The sequence below is a fragment of the Micromonospora sp. NPDC049900 genome, assembly GCF_044461025.1.
Taxonomy (GTDB): Bacteria; Actinomycetota; Actinomycetes; order Mycobacteriales; family Micromonosporaceae; genus Micromonospora.
Genome location: NZ_JBITKM010000004.1, coordinates 204,729 through 224,469 on the forward strand (window position 1 = coordinate 204,729; position 19,741 = coordinate 224,469).

12 protein-coding genes are annotated in these 19,741 nt (G+C 74.0%); 3 read left to right on the top strand and 9 right to left on the bottom strand.

The genetic code is table 11. The features are described 5' to 3' along the window. Positions 1-183: 183 nt before the first annotated feature. Complete coding sequence (leuS, locus tag ACIBMZ_RS12610; RefSeq protein ID WP_396693062.1) at positions 184-3,018, bottom strand: leucine--tRNA ligase; 2,835 nt, start codon at positions 3,016-3,018, stop codon at positions 184-186. A 487-nt stretch (positions 3,019-3,505) separates the two neighbouring features. On the opposite strand from leuS, the gene ACIBMZ_RS12615 reads away from it, so the two are divergent. Genes ACIBMZ_RS12615 through ACIBMZ_RS12625 form a run of 3 tightly spaced genes read left to right on the top strand, consistent with a single transcriptional unit; the run spans position 3,506 to position 8,361 of the window. Further along, the gene (locus ACIBMZ_RS12615; protein ID WP_350696348.1) at positions 3,506-4,570 is read left to right on the top strand and encodes a MoxR family ATPase; all 1,065 of its coding nucleotides are present in this window, start codon (positions 3,506-3,508) and stop codon (positions 4,568-4,570) included. 1 nt (position 4,571) lies between these two features. Next, a complete protein-coding gene (locus ACIBMZ_RS12620; protein WP_396693064.1) occupies positions 4,572-5,870 on the top strand; it encodes a DUF58 domain-containing protein in 1,299 nt (432 codons plus the stop codon). A gap of 16 nt (positions 5,871-5,886) precedes the next feature. Continuing rightward, positions 5,887-8,361, top strand: coding sequence for a transglutaminaseTgpA domain-containing protein (locus ACIBMZ_RS12625; RefSeq protein WP_396693066.1), 2,475 nt, complete (start codon positions 5,887-5,889; stop codon positions 8,359-8,361). Between the two features lie 265 nt (positions 8,362-8,626). Here ACIBMZ_RS12625 and ACIBMZ_RS12630 read toward each other — a convergent pair whose 3' ends face one another. The 8 genes from ACIBMZ_RS12630 to ACIBMZ_RS12665 all read right to left on the bottom strand — a co-directional run bounded on the left by ACIBMZ_RS12630 (position 8,627) and on the right by ACIBMZ_RS12665 (position 19,479). Continuing rightward, the gene (locus tag ACIBMZ_RS12630; RefSeq protein WP_131056765.1) at positions 8,627-9,025 is read right to left on the bottom strand and encodes a DUF3040 domain-containing protein; all 399 of its coding nucleotides are present in this window, start codon (positions 9,023-9,025) and stop codon (positions 8,627-8,629) included. Positions 9,026-9,140: 115 nt separating this feature from the next. Beyond that, positions 9,141-10,400 (bottom strand): DNA polymerase IV, encoded by a 1,260-nt coding sequence (locus ACIBMZ_RS12635; protein ID WP_396693068.1) that lies wholly within the window; start codon positions 10,398-10,400, stop codon positions 9,141-9,143. A gap of 39 nt (positions 10,401-10,439) precedes the next feature. Continuing rightward, entirely contained in the window at positions 10,440-11,666 is a 1,227-nt protein-coding gene (locus tag ACIBMZ_RS12640) for an alkaline phosphatase family protein (RefSeq protein ID WP_396693070.1), read from the bottom strand. Further along, a complete protein-coding gene (locus tag ACIBMZ_RS12645) occupies positions 11,663-12,442 on the bottom strand; it encodes a methyltransferase domain-containing protein (protein WP_350696340.1) in 780 nt (259 codons plus the stop codon). Before ACIBMZ_RS12645 ends, ACIBMZ_RS12640 begins: the two co-directional genes overlap by 4 nt. Before the next feature lie 32 nt (positions 12,443-12,474). Further along, positions 12,475-15,828: an error-prone DNA polymerase gene (locus tag ACIBMZ_RS12650; RefSeq protein ID WP_396693072.1), complete on the bottom strand. Its 3,354-nt coding sequence runs from the start codon at positions 15,826-15,828 to the stop codon at positions 12,475-12,477. Positions 15,829-15,918: 90 nt separating this feature from the next. After that, positions 15,919-17,934, bottom strand: a complete 2,016-nt coding sequence (locus ACIBMZ_RS12655; protein WP_396693074.1) for a DNA polymerase Y family protein — start codon at positions 17,932-17,934, stop codon at positions 15,919-15,921. Between the two features lie 193 nt (positions 17,935-18,127). Next, the gene (locus tag ACIBMZ_RS12660) at positions 18,128-18,868 is read right to left on the bottom strand and encodes a hypothetical protein (protein ID WP_396693075.1); all 741 of its coding nucleotides are present in this window, start codon (positions 18,866-18,868) and stop codon (positions 18,128-18,130) included. A gap of 161 nt (positions 18,869-19,029) precedes the next feature. Next, positions 19,030-19,479: an SAV_6107 family HEPN domain-containing protein gene (locus tag ACIBMZ_RS12665; RefSeq protein WP_396693077.1), complete on the bottom strand. Its 450-nt coding sequence runs from the start codon at positions 19,477-19,479 to the stop codon at positions 19,030-19,032. Positions 19,480-19,741 lie beyond the last annotated feature (262 nt).

The following is a 19,741-nucleotide window of genomic DNA, read 5'->3' on the forward strand; positions in this document are numbered from 1 at the left end:
ATCGGCTGCCGCCCACTGCAGCCCCGGCCGCCGCCGCGGTCGCGACCGCCGCCGCAGCCCGGCCCCGCGATGGCCGCCGCAGCCCGGCCGCGACGGCCGCCGCGGCCGTCGAGTGTGAGGAAGGGTCCCCTGCTGTGCACGAGGCGTTAGCAGGGGACCCTTCCTTTCACCACACCAACAGCGTCAGGCGACGACGGACACCATCCGGCCGGGGATCACGATCACCTTGCGCGGCTCCTTGCCGGCCAACGCACCCGCCACCGCGGCCAGCGCGGCGGAGCGCACGTCGTCCTCGGCGGCGTCGGCCGGCACCTCGACCCGGCCCCGGACCTTGCCGTTGACCTGCACCGGGTAGGTGACGGTCTCGGCGACCAGGAGCGCCGGGTCGGCGACCGGGAAGTCCGCGTACGTCAGGGAGGTCTGGTGGCCCAGCCGCCGCCACAGTTCCTCGGCGATGTGCGGTGCCACCGGCGCCACCATCAGCACCAGCGGTTCGGCCACCTCGCGCGGGGTGCTCGCCAGCCGGGTCACCGCGTTGGTCAGCTCGATCAGCTTGGCGATCGCGGTGTTGAACCGGATTCCCTCCATGTCGCCCCGGACGCCGTCGATCACCCGGTGCAGCAGCCGCCGGGTCTGTTCGTCGGCCGGTTCGTCGGTGACCCGCGACTCGCCGGTCTGCTCGTCGACGACGGCCCGCCAGACCCGCTGCAGGAACCGGTACGAGCCGATCACCGCCCGGGTCTCCCACGGGCGGGACACCTCCAGCGGCCCCATCGACATCTCGTAGACCCGGAACGTGTCGGCGCCGTACGCGGCGCACATCTCGTCCGGGGTGACGATGTTCTTCAGGGACTTGCCCATCTTGCCGTACTCGCGGTTGACCTGGACGTCGCCCAGGAACCAGCCGCCGTCACGCTCGACGACCTCCTCGGCCGGCACGTACGCGCCCCGCGCGTCGGTGTACGCGTACGCCTGGATGTAGCCCTGGTTGAACAGCTTGCGGAACGGCTCGAACGACGACACGTGCCCCAGGTCGAACAGCACCTTGTGCCAGAACCGGGCGTACAGCAGGTGCAGCACGGCGTGCTCGGCGCCACCGACGTACAGGTCGACGCCACCGCAGTCGCCCTCACCGCGCGGCCCCATCCAGTACCGCTCGGTCTCCGCGTCGACGAAGCGCTCGTCGTTGGTCGGGTCCAGGTAGCGCAGCTCGTACCAGCAGGAGCCGGCCCACTGCGGCATCACGTTGGTCTCCCGGGTGTACCGCTTGGGCCCGTCCCCCAGGTCCAGCTCGACCTCGACCCAGTCGCGGCGGCGCGACAGCGGCGTCTCCGGGTCGCTGTCGGCGTCGTTCGCGTCGAAGGTGCGCGGCGAGAAGTCGTCCACCTCGGGCAGTTCGACCGGCAGCATCTCCTCCGGCAGCGCGATCGCCACGCCGTCGGCGTCGTAGACGATCGGGAACGGCTCGCCCCAGTACCGCTGCCGGCTGAACAGCCAGTCCCGCAGCCGGTAGGTCACCGCACCCTGGCCGGTGCCGTCGGCCTCCAGCCAGGCGATGATCCGGGCCTTGGCGTCGGCCACCCCCAGTCCGTTCAGGTCCAGGCCGCGCTCGGGCGCGGCGCTGTTGATCGCCGGCCCCTCCCCGGTGTACGCCTTGCCGTCGAAGCCCTCCGGCGGCTGCACGGTACGCACGATCGGCAGCTCGAAGACCTCAGCGAACGCCCAGTCCCGCTCGTCCTGCGCGGGTACCGCCATGATCGCGCCGGTGCCGTAACCGGCCAGCACGTAGTCGGCGATGAAGATCGGGATCTGCCCGCCGGTGACCGGGTTGGTGGCGTACGCGCCGATGAAGACGCCGGTCTTCTCCTTGGTGTCGGCCTGCCGCTCGACGTCGGTCTTGGCGGCGGCCGACTTGCGGTACGCCTCGACGGCCGCCCGTGGATCGGTGTGCCCACCGGTCCACGCGTCCCGGGTCCCCTCCGGCCAGGCCGCCGGCACCAGCGCGTCGACCAGCTCGTGCTCGGGCGCCAGCACCATGTAGGTGGCCCCGAAGACGGTGTCGGGCCGGGTCGTGAACACCCGGATCGGCGCGGTCGGAGTCGGGAAGTCGATGTGCGCCCCGGTGGACCGGCCGATCCAGTTGCGCTGCATCAGCTTGATCGGCTCGGGCCAGTCCAGCTTGTCCAGGTCGTCCAGCAGCCGGTCACCGTACGCGGTGATCCGCATCATCCACTGCTTCAGGTTGCGCTTGAAGACCGGGAAGTTGCCGCGCTCGGAGCGGCCGTCGGCGGTGACCTCCTCGTTGGCCAGCACCGTGCCCAGGCCGGGGCACCAGTTCACCGGGGCCTGCGACACGTACGCCAGGCGGTGGTCGTCGACGATCGCGCGACGCTCGGCGGACGACAGCTCGGCCCACGGGCGACCGTCCGGGGTACGCCGGGTCCCGGCGGCGAACTCGGCGGTCAGCTCGCTGATCGGGCGGGCCCGACCGGCCTCGCGGTCGTACCAGGAGTTGAAGATCTGCAGGAAGATCCACTGCGTCCAGCGGTAGAAGTCCGTGTCGATGGTGGCCACCGAGCGCCGCTGGTCGTGGGCCAGCCCCAGCCGTCGCAGTTGCTCCCGGTACCGCTCGATGTTGGCCTCGGTGGTGGTCCGGGGGTGGGTGCCGGTCTGCACCGCGTACTGCTCGGCGGGCAGGCCGAACGCGTCGAAGCCCATCGCGTGCAGCACGTTGCGCCCGGCCATCCGCTGGTAGCGGGCGAAGCAGTCGGTGCCGATGTAGCCCAGCGGGTGCCCGACATGCAGCCCGGCGCCGGACGGGTACGGGAACATGTCCAGCACGTACAGCTTCTCCGCGCCGGAGCGCGGGTGGGCCGGGTCGGCCAGCGGGCCGGACGGGTTCGGCGCGTGGAAACTGCCCTCGCGTTCCCAGTGGTCCTGCCAGCGGCGTTCGATCTCGTCGGCCAGCACGGCGGTGTACCGGAACGGTGGGGTGTCGTTGGCGGCTGCCTCGGTCATGGCCTTCTCCTCGCGTCGACCGGCGGGGTCTTCTCCGTGCTGGCTGGTCTCGTGTCCGTGCTCGGCGGCCCGCCCCGGGCCCCGGCGGGCACGAAAAAGCCCCTCGCACAGGAGGGGCCGCCGTGCTGTCGCGCCGTCAGCGCATCAGCACGGCTCGGTAAGAAGCAGGAAGACTCCGGCCATGACCGGCAGTGTACCGCGACCCCTACGGCGCCGTTGCCCAGTACCCCGTCCGCCGCGCCCGTCCCGGTCCCGGAACGGAGCCCTCGGACCCTTCACCCGACAGAACCGACGACGTGCGCTGCGTGCACGACAAATGCCTCTCTACCCACCCAAACACCTGCGCCGGTCGGCGTTGGCGAGAAACATGGTTAGCCTGAGAGGCCAGTGAGATTGCTGCGGCAGACGAGGCTCGCACGTCGCGAACCCAACGGCGGGTCCAGGTGCTCTGTTCAGAGCTGCCGTGACGGCGACGAGGAGGAGGCCCGTGACACAACAGACCTGGGACGAAGTTGGCGGACTGCTGCCGCACGACGAGTTCCGCGCAGCGAGCGACGCCATCGTGGCCAACATCGAACAGGTCATCGAGGGCAAGACCGCCACCGTGCGGCTCGCTCTGGCCGTCCTGCTCGCCGAGGGTCATCTGCTCATCGAGGATGTGCCCGGCGTGGGCAAGACCAAACTGGCCAAGGCCCTCGCCCGCTCCATCGACTGCTCCGTGCGCCGCATCCAGTTCACCCCCGACCTGCTGCCCAGCGATGTCACCGGCGTCAGCGTCTACAACCAGGAGACCCACGACTTCGAGTTCCGGCCGGGTGCCGTCTTCGCCAACCTGGTCGTCGGCGACGAGATCAACCGGGCCTCGCCGAAGACCCAGTCCGCGCTGCTGGAGTGCATGGAGGAGCGGCAGGTCACCGTCGACGGGGTGACGTACCAGCTCCAGACCCCGTTCATGGTGATCGCCACCCAGAACCCGATCGAGATGGAGGGCACGTACCCGCTGCCCGAGGCGCAGCGGGACCGCTTCACCGCCCGGATCGCGATGGGCTACCCCGACCCGAACGCCGAACTGGCCATGCTCGACGGCCACGGCGCGGTCGACCCGCTGCCGGCGCTGCGCCCGGTCTCCGACGCCGACACCGTGCGCCGGCTGATCGGTCACGTCCGGCAGGTGCACGTCGCCGACGCGGTCAAGCAGTACGCGATCGACCTGGTCACCGCCACCCGTGAGGCACCCGACCTGCGGCTCGGCGCCTCCCCGCGGTGCACGCTGCAACTGCTGCGCACCGCCCGCGCGGTGGCCGCCCTCGACGGACGCGACTACGTCCTCCCCGACGATCTCCAGGTACTCGCCGTACCGGTCCTGGCGCACCGGCTCATCCCCACCGCCGACGCCCAGCTCGCCCGGCGTACCACCGACGCGATCGTGGCGGACCTGGTGCACCGGCTGCCGTTGCCGCACGACCGGCAGCGCTCGCCGTACGACACCCGGCCGCCGGCCGGCAACGGCAACGGCAACGGTCGGGCTCCGTTCGAACCCCGGAGGCCGTGACGTGCGTGACGGCCTACGCGGCCTGACCACCCGCGGTCGCTCCTTCCTGGCGGCCGCGCTGGCGGCCGCCGTCTCCGCCGGTATCCTCGGCGAGAAGGACCTGCTGCGGGTGGCCGTGCTGCTGGCCGTCCTCCCGCTGCTCGCCGCGCTCTACGTCGGCCGCAGCCGCTACAAGCTGGCCTGTCACCGCTCGCTGGACCCGCACCGGGTACCGGTCGGCGCCACCGCCCGGATGGTGTTGCGGTTGCAGAACCTGTCCCGGTTGCCCACCGGCACCCTGCTGCTGGAGGACCGACTGCCGTACGCGCTCGGCAGCCGGCCCCGGGTGGTGCTGGAACGGCTCGGCGCGCACCAGGCCAGCTCGGTGGCGTACACCGTGCGGGCCGACGTGCGCGGCCGGTACGACGTGGGGCCGCTGGTGGTCCGGATGACCGACCCGTTCGGTCTGTGCGAGCTGAGCCGGGCCTTCCCGGGCACCGACTCGCTGACCGTGGTGCCGCAGGTGGTGCCGCTGCCGGCGGTGCGGCTGCCCGGCGAGTACGCCGGCAGCGGCGAGAGCCGGGCCCGCTCGGTGGCGGTGCACGGCGAGGACGACGCGGCGACCCGTGAGTACCGGCGCGGCGACGACCTGCGCCGGGTGCACTGGAAGTCGACCGCGCGCACCGGGGAGCTGATGGTGCGCCGGGAGGAACAGCCCTGGGAGAGCCGGGCGACCGTCCTGCTGGACACCCGCGCGTACGGCCACCAGGGCGACGGCCCGACGGCCAGTTTCGAGTGGGCCGTCTCGGCCGCCGCCAGCATCGCGGTGCACCTGCGTCAGGGCGGTTACAAGCTGCGCCTGGTCACCGGTTCCGGCGCGGACGTGGACGCGACCGAGGGCGCCGGTGACGGTCTGCTGCTCGACCAACTCGCGGAGGTCCGGCTGGACCAACGCGTCGAGATCACCACCCTGGTGCAACACGTCCGGCAGCGCTCCGACGGCGGCCTGATCATCGGCGTCTTCGGGTCGCTGAGCACGGCCGAGGCGGAGCTGCTGTCCGGGCTCCGGGCCAACGGCGCGACCTGCGTCTGCTTCCTGCTGGACAGCTCCGCCTGGCTGAACCTGCCGGCGTCGGCCCGGGCCGAGGCCGACCAGGCACACGACACCGCCGCGCTGGCACTCATGCAGTCCGGTTGGCGGGTGATCGGCGTCGACCACGGCGGCCGGTTGCCGGCGCTCTGGCCGCAGGCCGGCCGGGGCTCGCAGGGTTTCGCCCTGCGGGCGGCGATGGCCGAGACGGTGGCCGGCGGCGTGCGATGAACGGAAGGTCCCCCTCATGATCGCCCATCGGAACCTGGGTCTGGTGGCCGCCGCCGCGACCCTGCTCGCGGCGGCGCCGCTGTCGGCCATCTTCGAACGGTGGACCTGGCTGGTGCAGGCCGTCATCGCGGTGGCCGCGGTGGCCGCCGCGGCGGCGCTGGCCCGGCTCGGTCGGACCCCGCTGTGGGCGCAGATCCTGGCCATGGTCGCCGGCCTCACCCTGGCCCTGACCTGGCTGTTCCCCAGCGGCGAGGAACTGCTCGCGGTGCTGCCCACGCCGGCCACCTTCGGGCACTTCGCCGAGTTGCTCAGCAGCTCGGTCGACGACATGCGCTCGCACGGTGTGAAGGTGCCCGACACCGACCCGCTGCTGTTCATCACGGTGCTCGGTATCGGCGGCGTCGCGGTGCTGGTGGACGTGCTCTGTGTCGGGCTGCGCCGGCCCGCGCTGGCCGGTCTGCCGATGCTGGCCATCTACTCGGTGCCGGTCGCGGTCTACGTCGACAGCGTCCCGCCGCTGCCGTTCGCCATCGGGGCCGCCGGTTTCCTCTGGCTGCTGGTCACCGACAACGTCGACCGGGTCCGGCGGTTCGGCCGTCGGTTCACCGGCGACGGCCGCGACGTCGACGTCTGGGAGGCGTCCCCACTGGCCGCCGCCGGTCGGCGGTTGGCGGTGGTGGGCCTGGCGCTGGCCGTCCTGGTGCCGCTGGCCGTGCCGGGCATGACCTCCGGCCTGATGAACAACTTCAACTCCGGCGTCGGCAACGGCCTGGGCGGGCAGGGCTTCGGCGGCTCCCCCGGCCGGGTCGACCTGTTCGCCGCGCTCAGTGGCACGCTCAACCAGTCCGAGACCACCGACCTGGTGACGGTGACCACCACCGAGGAGGATCCGTTCTACCTGCGCTTCGGAGTCGCCGACGAGCTGCGCGGCGACGGCTTCCGGGTACGCGGCCCGAACGGCAGCCGGGTCACCGGTGAGCTGCCCGACCCGTCGACCCAGCAGGTGCGGGGGGTCGAGCGGACCCGGCACCGGGCCACCGTCGAGGTGACCCGGTCTCTGGCCATGCCGCTGATGCCGGTCTACGCCGAGCCGGTCGGCTTCACCGACCTGAACCGCAACTGGTTCTACGACCAGGACCTGCAGGTGGTCTTCTCCAACCGGGAGAACTCCCGGGAGAAGTCGTACTCGTTCGACTACGTCCGCTCGACGTACACGCCGCAGGCGCTGCGCTCGGCACGGGCGCTGTCCGCCGACGATCCCCGGCGGGTCCAGCAGACCGTCACCCCCGACGTGCCCGAGGTGCGGACCCTGGTGGCCGAACTGATCCGGGGCCAGCGCACCGAGTACGACAAGGTCCGCGCGATCTACGACTACTTCTCCGAGGAGAACGGCTTCACCTACCAGCTCAGCACCGAACAGGGCACCAGCGGGCAGGAGATCCTCGACTTCCTGGAGAACAAGGCCGGCTACTGCCAGCAGTACGCGGCGGCGCTGGCCTGGATGGTCCGTGACGCCGGCATCCCGGCCCGGGTCGCCTTCGGCTTCACCAACGGCAACCGGCGCACCGCCGACACCCTCATCCTGACCAACCGCAACCTGCACGCCTGGACCGAGGTGTACTTCGACCAGATCGGGTGGGTGCCCTTCGACGCCACCCCGGCCTACGGCGTACCGGGCTCGACCCGGTCCGCCTGGGCGCCGGACGTCGACGCCCCCGAGGAGGACACTCCGCAGGCCGACCCGACGGCCGCGCCCGACGCGTCCGACCCGTCGGCCGGGCCGGACGCCGGACCGAACCAGTTCGAGGAGGGTGACGACCCGGCCGTCGGCGCCGCTCCGGGAGCGCCCACCCCGCAGGCGCCACGCTGGCCCTGGCTGCTCGCCGTGGGCGTACTCGCGCTGCTGGTCCTGCTCTCCGTGCCGGCGCTGCGTCGGCTCGCGCTGCGCCACCGCCGAGGTCGGCCCGCACCGGTGATCCGGACCGTCGACGCGTCGGAGGCCACCGCCACCGGGGAGCACCGACCGGCGATGACGGTCGACGCCGACCCGGACCGGGCCCGGGCGGACGCCCACGCCGCCTGGGACGAACTGCTCGACACCCTGGTGGACTACCGGATCCGGGTGGACCGGACGGAGACCCCACGGGCGACCGCCGACCGGCTCGTCCGGGAGGCACTCGCACCGGACACCGGGGCCGGCACGGCGGCCCGCCTGCTCGGCCGCGCCGAGGAGCGGGCCCGGTACGCGCGCGACCCGCTGACCGGGGAGCCGCTGCCCACGGCCCTGCGGACGGTACGCGGCGCGCTGGCCGAGCGGGCCGACCGGCGGACCCGACTGATGGCGACAGTGTTGCCGCCGTCGGTGTTGCAGCGCTGGCGCACCACCGTCGCGGACACCTCGTCGCGGTTGGTGAACTCCGGTGGTCAGGTACGTCACCGGCTACTGCGGTTCAGTCCGCGCCGACTGATCGCGAGCCGCGCGGGCCGCTGACCGCCGCCCGGACCGGGCACGACGACACGGGCCGGGTACCGGTGGACATCCACCGGTACCCGGCCCGTCGTGGTTCTTCTGCCGCCGCGTGGTCTGCCGTCGCCGGGTCTCCACGTCGCCGCCCGTTGGGCAGCGCGGAACGCGCCACGTCGCCGCGTCGCCCCGAGCACCCCGAAGGCACCCGGACGACACCCGTCCGCCGCACGCCGGAACGCCCCGGACCGGTCAGATCCGGGACGGATGCCCCGCCGTCAGGAACAGCGGGTCAGCGGTGCCCCTCCGGGCGCTGACGCCACCGGTCCTCCATCCGGTCGAGGAACCCCCCCGACCGGCGGCCGGACCGTCCCCGGGACCGGCGACGACTCGCCGTTCCTCCGACGACGTGCAGGTCCGGTGACTGCGCCCGACGGTGCGACTGCACCGCGAACGCGGCCGAGGCCAGCATGACAACGAATCCCGCCACTGCCAACGGCGGAGTCTTGATCACCGCGCCATAGACCAACAACGCCAGGCCAGCGACGATCACGCCGGCAGCGACGAGCAGGCGACGCCGCGCGTGGAAACGCGGGTCGCTGGCGCGCACGGCCGAGGCGAACTTGGGGTCCTCGGCAAGCGACCGCTCGATCTGCTCGAACAGCCGCTGCTCGTGCTCCGAGAGCGGCACGGCACTCCTCCCCGGTCACGTTGGTCGGTCCGGTCGGACCGACAGACCGTGGCAGCCAACCGGCTGCTTACCCGCAAGTCTACGAGGGCCCTCGCGCGTCGGAAAGCGGGACGACCTACGGCCGCGTCGGATTTTCATTTCGTCGGGGATCACGCCCACCGAGAAGACTGGCCGGTCCTATGACGGACCGCCCGAATCGGGCAGCTGCGGCGTCCGCCGCGACCTCCGCCTCGCGCCAACCCCGCTCGGGCGCACCGAGCGCGAGCTGCCGGGGTGTCTCGTCCGCCGGGGTCAGACCCTCCGCCCGTACGCCGACGAGGCGAATCCGCTCACCCGGTGCCAGAGCGGTGTAGAGCGACCAAGCCGTGTCGAACATCTCCCGGGCCACGTCGGTGGGCACGTCGAGGGTGCGCGACCGACTCACGGTGCGGAAATCGGCCATCCGCACCTTGAGCGACACGGTGCGTCCCACCTGCCCGGCAGCGCGCAGCCGGCCGCCGACCTTCTCGGCGAGCCCCAGCAGCGTACGCCGGATCTCGGTCGGATCTCGGACATCGACGTCGAAGGTGACCTCCGCGCCGATCGACTTCTCCGCGTGCTCCGGGCTGACCCGACGCGGATCGCGTCCCCACGCCAACTCGTGCAGGTGCGCAGCCGCCGCCGCGCCGACCGCGGTCCGCAGCATTCCCGGCGGGGCCTGGGCCAGGTCGCCCACCGTCCGCAGCCCGAGCCGCAACAGGCTCTGCTCGGCCCGCTCCCCCACCCCCCACAGGGCGGCCACCGGCAACGGATGAAGGAAGTCGAGGACCTGCGCGGCCGGAACCACGAGCAGGCCGTCCGGCTTGGCCCGGGTCGACCCGAGCTTGGCCACGAACTTGCTCGACGCCACCCCCACCGAACAGGTCAGCTCCTGCTCGGCGGCGACCCGCTCGCGGATCCGGCGGGCGATCACGGCCGGCGGGCCGAACAGTCGCCGGGCCCCCGCGACGTCCAGGAACGCCTCGTCCAGGGAGAGCGGCTCGACCAGCGGCGTGACGTCCCGAAAGATCTGCATGACCGCCCGCGAGGCGGTCGAGTAGCGACTGAAGTCCGGTGGCAGGAACACCGCGTGCGGGCAGAGCGCCCGGGCCCGCATCGTCGGCATCGCGCTGCGGACGCCGTACCGCCGGGCCTCGTAGCTGGCCGAACTGACCACGCCGCGTGGGCCGACCCCGCCGACCACGACGGCCTTACCACGCAACTCCGGCCGGTGGCGCACCTCCACCGAGGCGAAGAAGGCGTCCATGTCGACGTGCAGGATCGGGCAGCCGGCGTCATCGGAGTCCGGCCCGAACCGGGGATCGCCGCCCCGGGGCAACGACTGACTGCGTCCCACCCTGGCAGGTTAACCCCGGGGTAGGACGCCGACGGCCGGTCAGCCCCGCAGCACCAGCAGCGGAATCGTCATCTCCGCCGCGGTGTCCGCGCCGTGGAAGGCCACCAGCCGGGACACCGTCGGGCTCTCCGACCGGCTGGCCAGCACGGCGTACGTGTCGTTGCAGACCACCACCACGTCGCCGACCCGCTCCAGGTGCGCCTCGGGCACCGGCCCGAACCAGCCGGCGGCCACCGCCTCGTCCCGCACCATCACCCGGGCGGCGTCGCCGAGCACGGCCGACCAGGCCGCCACCACGTCGGCGGTGGCACCCGGCGCGGTGTGCAGGTACCGCACCCGGGGCTCACCCGCGACCACCCGCACCCCGGCGGTCAGCCGAGGGTCGGTGTCCAGGTCGAACCGGTGCGCGGCGGGCACGTCGAGCTGCCCGTGGTCGGCGGTGACCAGCAACGCCCCGTCCGGCGGCAACCCGTCCACCAACCGGGCCAGCAGCCCGTCCACCTCGGTCACCGAGGTCCGCCAGGGCGCCGAGTCGACGCCGCTGAGGTGGCCGTCGCGGTCCACGTCCGGGTGGTAGCCGGAGACCAGGGTGGGGCCACGTCCGGCGGTCAACGCGGCCAGCATCGTGGTGGCCACCGCGTCCACCCCGGTCGCGCCCCGGTAGTCCCCGCCCCGGTTCGCGGCCAGGGTCAGGCCGCTGCCGCCGAACTCCGGCCGACTGACCACGGTCACCGCCACCCCGGCGGCCCGGGCCCGCTCCAACTGGGTGGCCACCGGCTGCCACCGCAGCGGCGACGGGTCGCCGGACCACTCGATGTGGTTGAGCACGCGCTCGCTGCCGGGCACCCGCAGCGTGAAGCCGAGCACCCCGTGCGCGCCGGGTGCCGCCCCGGTGCCCAGGGTGACCAGGCTGGTCGGGGTGGTGGAGGGGAAGCCGCAGGTGAGTGGCCGACCGGCCGCCGCGGTCAGTCCGGCCAGGGTCGGCGCGTACGGCGCGGCGGTCGGGATCTGGTACCACCCGAGCCCGTCGACCAGCAGCACCGCGATCCGGCGTACACCGGGCAGGTCGACACCGAGGCCGAGCAGGTCGACGGCGCCGGGCACACCGAGCACCGCGAGCGCGCTGGGCAGTACGTCGGCGAGGCTGCCGCCGCCGTACTCGGGCTTGACGGGTGTAAGGAAGGGCACCTTGCTAACGCCTGGTGCATAGGAAGGGTCCCCTCCTGACACCGGGGGTGCCACGGCCGACCCGTCCGGGCCGGTCATGCCGGACGGCGGGCGAACAGGTGCAACTGCGCCGCCAGGTCCCGCCAGGGCGGCCGGGCTGCCAGCGCCCGTTCCAGCTCCAGCAGGGCACCCGGCTGGCCGTCCGCCACGGCCGCCGGCAGCAGGTCGGCGAGCACGCGTACGCCGTGGATCTCCTCGACGGCGAGCCCGGCGGCGGCCAGCAGCGCGGTGGCGCCGTCGGCGTCGAACCGTCGACGCAGCGTGTCCCGGGGGCCGGCGCTGCCGTCGGGGTCGGCGGCGAGCGCCGTCGCCACGTCCAGGTGGCCGTTCATCGCCCGGCCGAGCACCGCCGCCGCCCGCCCGGCGACCAGCACGCTGGCCGCACCGCCCGGCCGCAGCGCCCCGGCCAGCGCGGCCACCACCGGTGCCGGGTCGTCGACGACCTCCAGGACGGCGTGGCAGAGCACCAGGTCCACGCTGGCCGGCTCGACCAGTCCGGCGAGGGCGTCGCCGTCGCCCTGGACCGCGCGTACCCGCTGCGCCACCCCGGCCTCGGCGGCCCGGCGGCTGAGTGCGGCCAGCGCGTCGGGGCTGGCGTCGACCACGGTGACCCGGTGCCCGGCCCGGGCCAGCGGCACGGCGAAGCCACCGGTGCCGCCGCCGACGTCGAGCACGGTCAGCTCGGCGGCGGGTCGGCGGTCCAATTCGGCGCGGAGCACCGACCAGACCACGGCGGTACGGGGGGTGAGCGGCGGCCCGGCCGGATTCGGGGTCTGTTCCACCCGGTCGAGCCTAGGGCCTGCCCGGCCGATCATGTGCGGCGAGGCACGCCGTCGGCGGCGGACCGTCAGCGGAAGTCGCGGGACGCGGGGCTGACCGGCGGCTCGATCGCGTCCAGCCGGTCGGCGACCAGGTTGACCACTCCCTCGTGCCGCTGCAACAGCCCGCGCACCACCAGCGCGGAGCTGGTCCGGGCCACCCGCCGGTGCCGCTGCCACAGCCCCGGTGAGCAGGTGACGTTGAGCATGCCGGTCTCGTCCTCCAGGTTGAGGAAGGTGACCCCACCTGCGGTCGCCGGCCGCTGCCGGTGGGTGACGATCCCGCCGACCCGGATCCGGCGGCCCGGCTCCACCCGCCCCAGCCGGTCGATCGGCACCGCGCCCAGGGCGTCCAGCCGGGGGCGGATGAACCGGGCCGGGTGGTGCTCCGGGGACAGTCCGGTGGCCCACACGTCGGCGACCAGCCGGTCCACCTCCTCCATGCCGGGCAGGGTGGGTGCCGTCGCGCCGGTCACCGTGCCGGGCAGGCGACCCGGCCGGTCCTGCGCCGCCGCGCCGGCCGCCCAGAGCGCCTGCCGCCGGGTCAGCCCGAAACAGGCGAAGGCGTCCGCGGTGGCCAGCGCCTCCAGGTGGGCCGCGGTCAGACCCACCCGCCGGGCCAGATCCGGCATGTCGCGGTACAGCCCGTTGGCCGTCCGCTCCGCCTCGATCCGCTCGGCCACCGGATCGCCGAGGGTACGCACGCTGGACAGCCCCAGCCGGACGGCCGGCCCGTCCAACCCCCAGGCGTGCGGCGGTTCACCGGGCCGGCTGCCCCAGCGGGTCTGCGGGGTGGACTCCAGCACCGGCTTCGCGCCGCTGGCGTTGACGTCCGGGCGGCGTACCTCCACGCCGTGTCGACGGGCGTCGTCGACCAGGGTCTGCGGCGAGTAGAAGCCCATCGGCTGGGCGCTGAGCAGCGCGGCCAGGAACGGGCCCGGGTGGTAGCGCTTGAGCCAGGAGCTGGCGTAGACCAGGTAGGCGAAGCTCATCGCGTGGCTCTCCGGGAAGCCGTAGCTGGCGAACGCGGTGAGCTTGCGGTAGACGTCGTCGGCCAGCTCGCCGGTGATGCCGCGCTCGGCCATGCCCCGGTAGAGCCGGTCGGCGATCTTCGCCATCCGCTCCACCGACCGCTTGGCGCCCATCGCCCGGCGCAACTCGTCGGCCCCGGCCGCGTCGAACCCGGCCAGGTCGATGGCGAGCTGCATCAACTGCTCCTGGAACAGCGGTACGCCGAGCGTCTTCTCCAACGCGTTACGCATCAACGGATGCGGGAAGGTCACCGGCTCCTGCCCGCTCTTGCGCCGGATGTACGGGTGCACCGAGCCGCCCTGGATCGGGCCGGGCCGGATCAGCGCCACCTCGACCACCAGGTCGTAGAACGTCCGGGGGCGCAGCCGGGGCAGGGTGGCCATCTGGGCACGGCTCTCCACCTGGAACACCCCGACCGAGTCGGCCCGGCAGAGCATGTCGTAGACCTCCGGGTCCTCCAGCGACATGTCGCCGAGGTCCAGGCTCATCCCGATCATGTCGTACCCGTAGTGCAGGGCGGAGAGCATGCCCAGGCCGAGCAGGTCGAACTTGACCAGGCCGACGGCGGCGCAGTCGTCCTTGTCCCACTGGAGCACGCTGCGGCCGGGCATCCGCCCCCACTCCACCGGACAGACCTCGATCACCGGCCGGTCGCAGATCACCATGCCGCCGGAGTGGATGCCCAGGTGCCGGGGGAAGGTCTGGAGTTCGTTGGCGTACGCGATCACCTGCTCGGGGATCTCCGGCACGTCCACCGTGGCCACGTCACCCCACCGGTCGATCTGCTTGCTCCACGCGTCCTGCTGGCCCGGCGAGAAGCCGAACGCCTTGGCCACGTCCCGCACCGCCGACCGGGGCCGGTAGGAGATCACGTTGGCCACCTGGGCGGTGTGCTCCCGCCCGTACCGGGTGTAGACGTGCTGGATGACCTCCTCCCGACGGTCGGACTCGATGTCCACGTCGATGTCGGGCGGACCGTCGCGTTCCGGGGCCAGGAAGCGCTCGAACAGCAGCCGGTGCCGGACCGCGTCCACGTTGGTGATCCGCAGCGCGTAGCAGACCGCCGAGTTCGCCGCCGAGCCCCGGCCCTGGCAGTAGATGTCCGCCCGTCGGCAGAAGTCGACGATGTCGTAGACCACCAGGAAGTAGCCGGGGAAGCCCAGCTCCTCGATCATGTTCAGCTCGTGGTCGAGCTGCGCGTACGCCTGCGGGTGCGCCTCGCGCGGGCCGTAGCGTTCCCGCGCCCCCTCGTCGGTGAGGTGCCGCAGCCAGCTCATCTCGGTGTGCCCCGGCGGCACCGGGTACGCCGGCAGCCGGGGTGCGACGATCTGGAGGTCGAAGGCGAGTTCCGCACCGAACTCGGCGGCCCGGGCCACCGCCCCCGGGTACGCGGCGAAGCGCGCCGCCATCTCGGCACCGCTGCGCAGGTGGGCGGTGCCGGCGGCGGGCAGCCAACCGTCGATCTCGTCCAGGCTGCGCCGGGCCCGCACGGCGGCGACGGTGGTGGCCAGCCGACGCCGCCCGGGGGTGGCGTAGTGCACGTTGTTCGTGGCGACCGTGGGCAGCCCGGCGGCGGCGGCCAGCTCGGCCAGCGCGTCGTTGCGGTCGCCGTCGACCGGGTGCCCGTGGTCGGTCAGCTCCACCGCCACCGTCTCCGCGCCGAACAGCGCGGTGAGCCGGTCCAGCTCCCGGGCCGCCGCGTCCACCCCCTCGGTGAGCAGGGCGGACGGCACGTGCCCCTTGCGGCAGCCGGTCAGCACCAGCACGTGGTCGCGCAGGTCGGCGGCCACCTCCTCCAGCTCACCGTAGACCGGACGGCCCTTCTCCCCGCCCCGCAACTGGGCCCGGGCGATGGTCGCGGCCAGCCGCGCGTACCCCTCGTGGCCGTGCGCCAGCACCAGCAGGTGGTTGCCGTGCGGGTCGGGTACGCCCTGCTGTGGACCGGGCAGGCCGAGGGACAGCTCCGCCCCGAAGATCGTCGGCAGGTCCAGCGCGCGGGCCGCCTCGGCGAAACGCACCACGCCGTAGAAGCCGTCGTGGTCGGTGACGGCGAGCGCGGTCAGCCCCAGCCGGACGGCCTCCTCGGCCAGTTCCTCCGGATGACTGGCCCCGTCGAGGAAGCTGAAGTTGGTGTGCGCGTGCAGCTCGGCGTACGGCACCGCACCGTCGGGGCGGGCCAGCTCGGGCGGACGGTACTGCTCCCGGCTCCGGCTCCAGGCCGGCGAGTCGCCGCCGTCGGCGTCGACCGCGAGCGGATCCACCACCCGCAGGTGCCGTTCGCCCTGCTCGGTACGCCCGGAGAGCACCCGCTCCAACTCCGACCAGGGCAGCCGAGGATTGTGGAAGCTCACCGCCCCACCCCGCCCGCCGAGGTCCTGGTGCGTTCCCGCACGGCCGGGGGCCCTCCCGGGGGCCCGAACGCACCAAGATTCACTCGCACCTCAGTCATAGACCGCCTCCACGAGCCACCGGCCGGCTTCGACGGCGAGGAGCAGAGCGCTGCCGTCGGCCAGGCGGACCTGGAAACGAGCCCGCCGACACGCCTCGGCCGGGGCCCACCACCGCTCGTCGACCGGCCACGGGCCGACCCAGCCGACGATCTCGACCGGCACACCACGCCGGGCGACGATCCCGTCCCACGCACCACCCCGGGCAGCACCACCGCCGGTGTCCCCGGCCGACGCATCGACCTTGCCGGCAGTCGTCGTCGACACGTCGGTCCGGATGACCTGAGCCCCGGCCTGCACCACGATGATCAACTGGGCGGGCGGGGCGCTCATCGTCAATCGCGCGCTCACCACGACCGGCGCACCGGTGGCGTCCAGCACGCTCGCGGCGAGCGGGACGGGCAGCACCACCGCCGGTGAGGGCGGCGGCAGTCGCCCCGGCCAGGACGGTACGGCCGACCCCACACTCGCCCGGCCGCCGCCCCGACCCGACCTACCCTCGCCCCCGGTCCCCGACCTGACGGCACCGCCCCCGGACCCGCCAGAGGTCGCCCCGGACCCGACAACTCCGGCCTCGGAGCTGCCGGAGCCGATCCCACTCGTCCCGACGGCGGCCGGTCCTCCACCGGTGCCGGGGGCGACGGTGCCCATCCCGGTGAAGCGACGGGCGCGCGGGGTGCCACCGTCGACACCGACCGGGACAGGCGTCATGGCCTCGCCGGTTCCAGGCAGCCACCATGCGTCGCCGTGGCGAGCGTCGGGCTCGCCCGGCAGCGGCACGGCGCCGGGGCGGGCCGGCAACCGTTCGTCGCCCCAGGTCACCAGCCGGGTCTGGTCGGCCGGCGACCGGCCCCCACCGAGTACGGCGGTGACCACCGCCTCCGGGCCGAGCAGTCCCTGCACCCGGCTCAGGGCCCGGTGTGCCCGCTCGCGTTCCGCACCGGTCTCGCCCCACAGCCCCGGTTGCAGACCGGCCTGGGCCAGCACCCCGTCCGGCACCAGCCGCAGCCGGACGATCCCCGCGGTGGGCCGGGGCGGTCGGTCGCCACGCCGGCCACCACCGGAGAGCCAGCCGTCCAGTTGCCAGCGGACCCGGTCGGCGATGGCCGCCGCGCCGAGCAGGCCGTCGTGCCGCCAGACCCGGTGCAGTTCCTGGCCGTGCGCGGTCACCGCCTCGATGCCGAGCCGGGTGCAGGCCAGCCCGTACCCGGCGAGCCGCTCGTGCAGCCGCTCGGCCAGCGTCCGGGCCGCGAACGCCGCCACGTCGACGCGCTCGATCGGCTCGTCCAGATCGGCGGTGACCGTCAGGTCCACGGGTGGGCGTCGGACCGCCAGTGGCCGGTCGTCGCCACCGGTGGCCAACCGGTGGGCCAGCGCCCCGTCGAACCCGAACCGGGCCAACACGTCACCGGCGGCCAGCGCGGCGAAGTCGCCGAGCGTCCGCACCCCGAGCCGGCGCAGCAGGTCTGCCAGGGCGGGGCGACCGAGTGCCTCGACCGGCTGGACGGCCAGGAACTCCGGCGTCCCACCCGGCGACACGATCCGCCCCTCCCGCGCGGCCAGCCCGGCGGCGAACACCCCGTCGGCGATGCCGACCTGGCTCTCCACCGCGCAGCTCTGGGCGACGTGCTCGACGATCCGCTCGGCAGCCGCCTCCTCACCGCCGAAGTACCGGACCGGCCCCCGGGCGGCCAGCGCACAGGCCCCGGGGCGGACCACCTCGACCCCGACCGTCACCTCCTCGACCGCGGCCACCACCGGCTCGAACGCCCGGGCGTCCCGACCGGGATCGTGGTCGACGACGGTGAGCCCCGGACAACGCCCCTGCGCCTCGCGCCGACGCAGCCCCCGGCGGATCCCCTCGGCCCGGGCCTGCTCGGAGCAGGCGACCACCCGGTTGGCGTGCAGCACCGCGACCGGCCCGGTGGCGGACACCCCGTCGACGATCTCGGCGGCGAGCACCGGCCAGTCCGGACACCAGAGCAGCAACGTCCGAGCCGGCGTGCTCATGCCGACGCTCCGCGCCGCCATGAGTCACCACAGCGCTGACGACCCGCTCGCGCACGCTCGCTCAAGCCCGACGCTCCGCGCCGCCATGAGTCACCACAGCGCTGACGACCCGCTCGCGCACGCGCGCTCAAGCCCGACGCTCCGCGCCGCCATGAAGCTCCACAGCCCGGATGATCCGCTCGCGCACGCGCGCTCATGTCGTGTGCTTCGCGCGGTGGGGGGAGGTCAACACGCGGAACCGGGCGGGGTGTGGCCGGGCGGTGGTGGCGCGGGGGATGACGCGGGTCGACTCGTCGCCGGGCAACCACACCGTGAGCTCCTTGGCGCGGGCGGCCGCACCCCGCCCGTGTGCCGAGATGGTCACCTCCCGGCGACGCAGCCTGCCCCGGCCCGCCCCGAGCCCTTCCCAGGCGCCCCGGACCACCTGGAGTGTCAGGTCAGCCCCGTCCCACCGGCCGTACGGCACGAGCACGCTGCCGCGTTGGCGGGCTCGGGCGGCCAACCGGGCGGCGACCGAGGTGGAGACGGTGGCGGGTACCGCGGTGACCACCACGTCGACCCCGTCGATGAGCGCGGCGACCACGGTGGGCCACTCGGGGCCGGGCTGCGGCACCAGGGCGAGCCGGTCCAGGGCGATCCCGGCCTCGGCCGCCGCACCGGCGCCGAAGGTCGGCATCCCGACCACGGCGCACCAGGATCCGGCCCGGGACGCCTCGGCGAGCAGGGCGAGCAGCAGCGAGGTGGTGCCGCTGTGCCGAGGCTGCCCGACGCCGACCGCGATGGTGCTCCCCCGTCGCAGCCCACGACCGGGCAGCAGCCCGGTCAACTCGGGCCGGACGGGGAGTATCCGGTGGCCACCCGCCGGGTCGGGTGCGCTGGCCGGACGCACCAGCCCGGCCAGCGCGGCGGAACCGACCACCATGCGGCCCGCCATCGGACCTACCCCCCGTCGTGTCGCCACCGGTTGCCCGCCGGTGGGTGGTGCTGGTGCTGCGTGTACGTGGAATCAGTGCGGTGCTGGATCGGCATGGACGTGCCGTGCCGGGCGGCGTCCGGCCACCCTGGGTCCCGCCGGTGGCGGCCGGACGCCACGACTCAGGCGACGAGACCGTCGATCGCCGGCTGATGTGCCAGGCCGAGCGCGGCCTCCACCACCGTCACGAACTCCTCGGCGGCGCGGAGCAGGTCGTCGGCCTCCCGGGCGGTGACCACCCGAGGTATGCCGGCCTCGGCGGCGGCGCGCTTGCCGGCACCGAGGGCGAAGTAGGCGGCCCACTCGTCGAGCTCGGGGGCGACGACGGCGAGCAGGACCCAGACGCTGGTGATCCGGTTGCGTCGGGTCGGTGCGGGACGGGCGCGGGCGGCGAGCACCGCGGCGGCGGCGCGCAGCGCCGCGAGGTGGGCGGCGGCGTACCGGAGGCCGTCGGGGCCGGTCCGGGCAGCCTCGGCGAGGCCCTGTCGGGCCACGGTGAGCAGTTGGGCGGGAGTGCGGTGCGGCAGCACGTGCGCGGGCACCGTCGGCGCCTGGGCCGGACTGGTCGGCATGGTCTCCTCCACGTGGACCGGAGCGGGGCGGTCGCGCGACGGGTGGAACCCGTCGACGCGGCATGCGCCCGCGGCGGGTGGTGCGGAGGAAGACGCACCGGATGGGTGGCCGGCCGGGTGCGGAGCTTCCCCACACCACACCCGGCCGGCGTTACCGGCGGGTCCGTCGGCCGCCGCCCGGGGGTCGTGGGCGGCGGCCGACGGCCTGCCTGACGGGTCCGGACTCGCGACTGCCCGGAGCCCAGGTGCGATCCGCGGCACC

Bases quoted from the DNA above. Each gene is read 5' to 3' on its own strand.
- leuS (WP_396693062.1), bottom strand. From the start codon at position 3,018: ATGACCGAGGCAGCCGCCAACGACACCCCACCGTTCCGGTACACCGCC.
- ACIBMZ_RS12625 (WP_396693066.1), top strand. From the start codon at position 5,887: ATGATCGCCCATCGGAACCTGGGTCTGGTGGCCGCCGCCGCGACCCTG.
- ACIBMZ_RS12640 (WP_396693070.1), bottom strand. From the start codon at position 11,666: ATGACCGGCCCGGACGGGTCGGCCGTGGCACCCCCGGTGTCAGGAGGG.
- ACIBMZ_RS12645 (WP_350696340.1), bottom strand. From the start codon at position 12,442: ATGATCGGCCGGGCAGGCCCTAGGCTCGACCGGGTGGAACAGACCCCG.
- ACIBMZ_RS12655 (WP_396693074.1), bottom strand. From the start codon at position 17,934: ATGAGCACGCCGGCTCGGACGTTGCTGCTCTGGTGTCCGGACTGGCCG.
- ACIBMZ_RS12660 (WP_396693075.1), bottom strand. From the start codon at position 18,868: ATGGCGGGCCGCATGGTGGTCGGTTCCGCCGCGCTGGCCGGGCTGGTG.
- ACIBMZ_RS12665 (WP_396693077.1), bottom strand. From the start codon at position 19,479: ATGCCGACCAGTCCGGCCCAGGCGCCGACGGTGCCCGCGCACGTGCTG.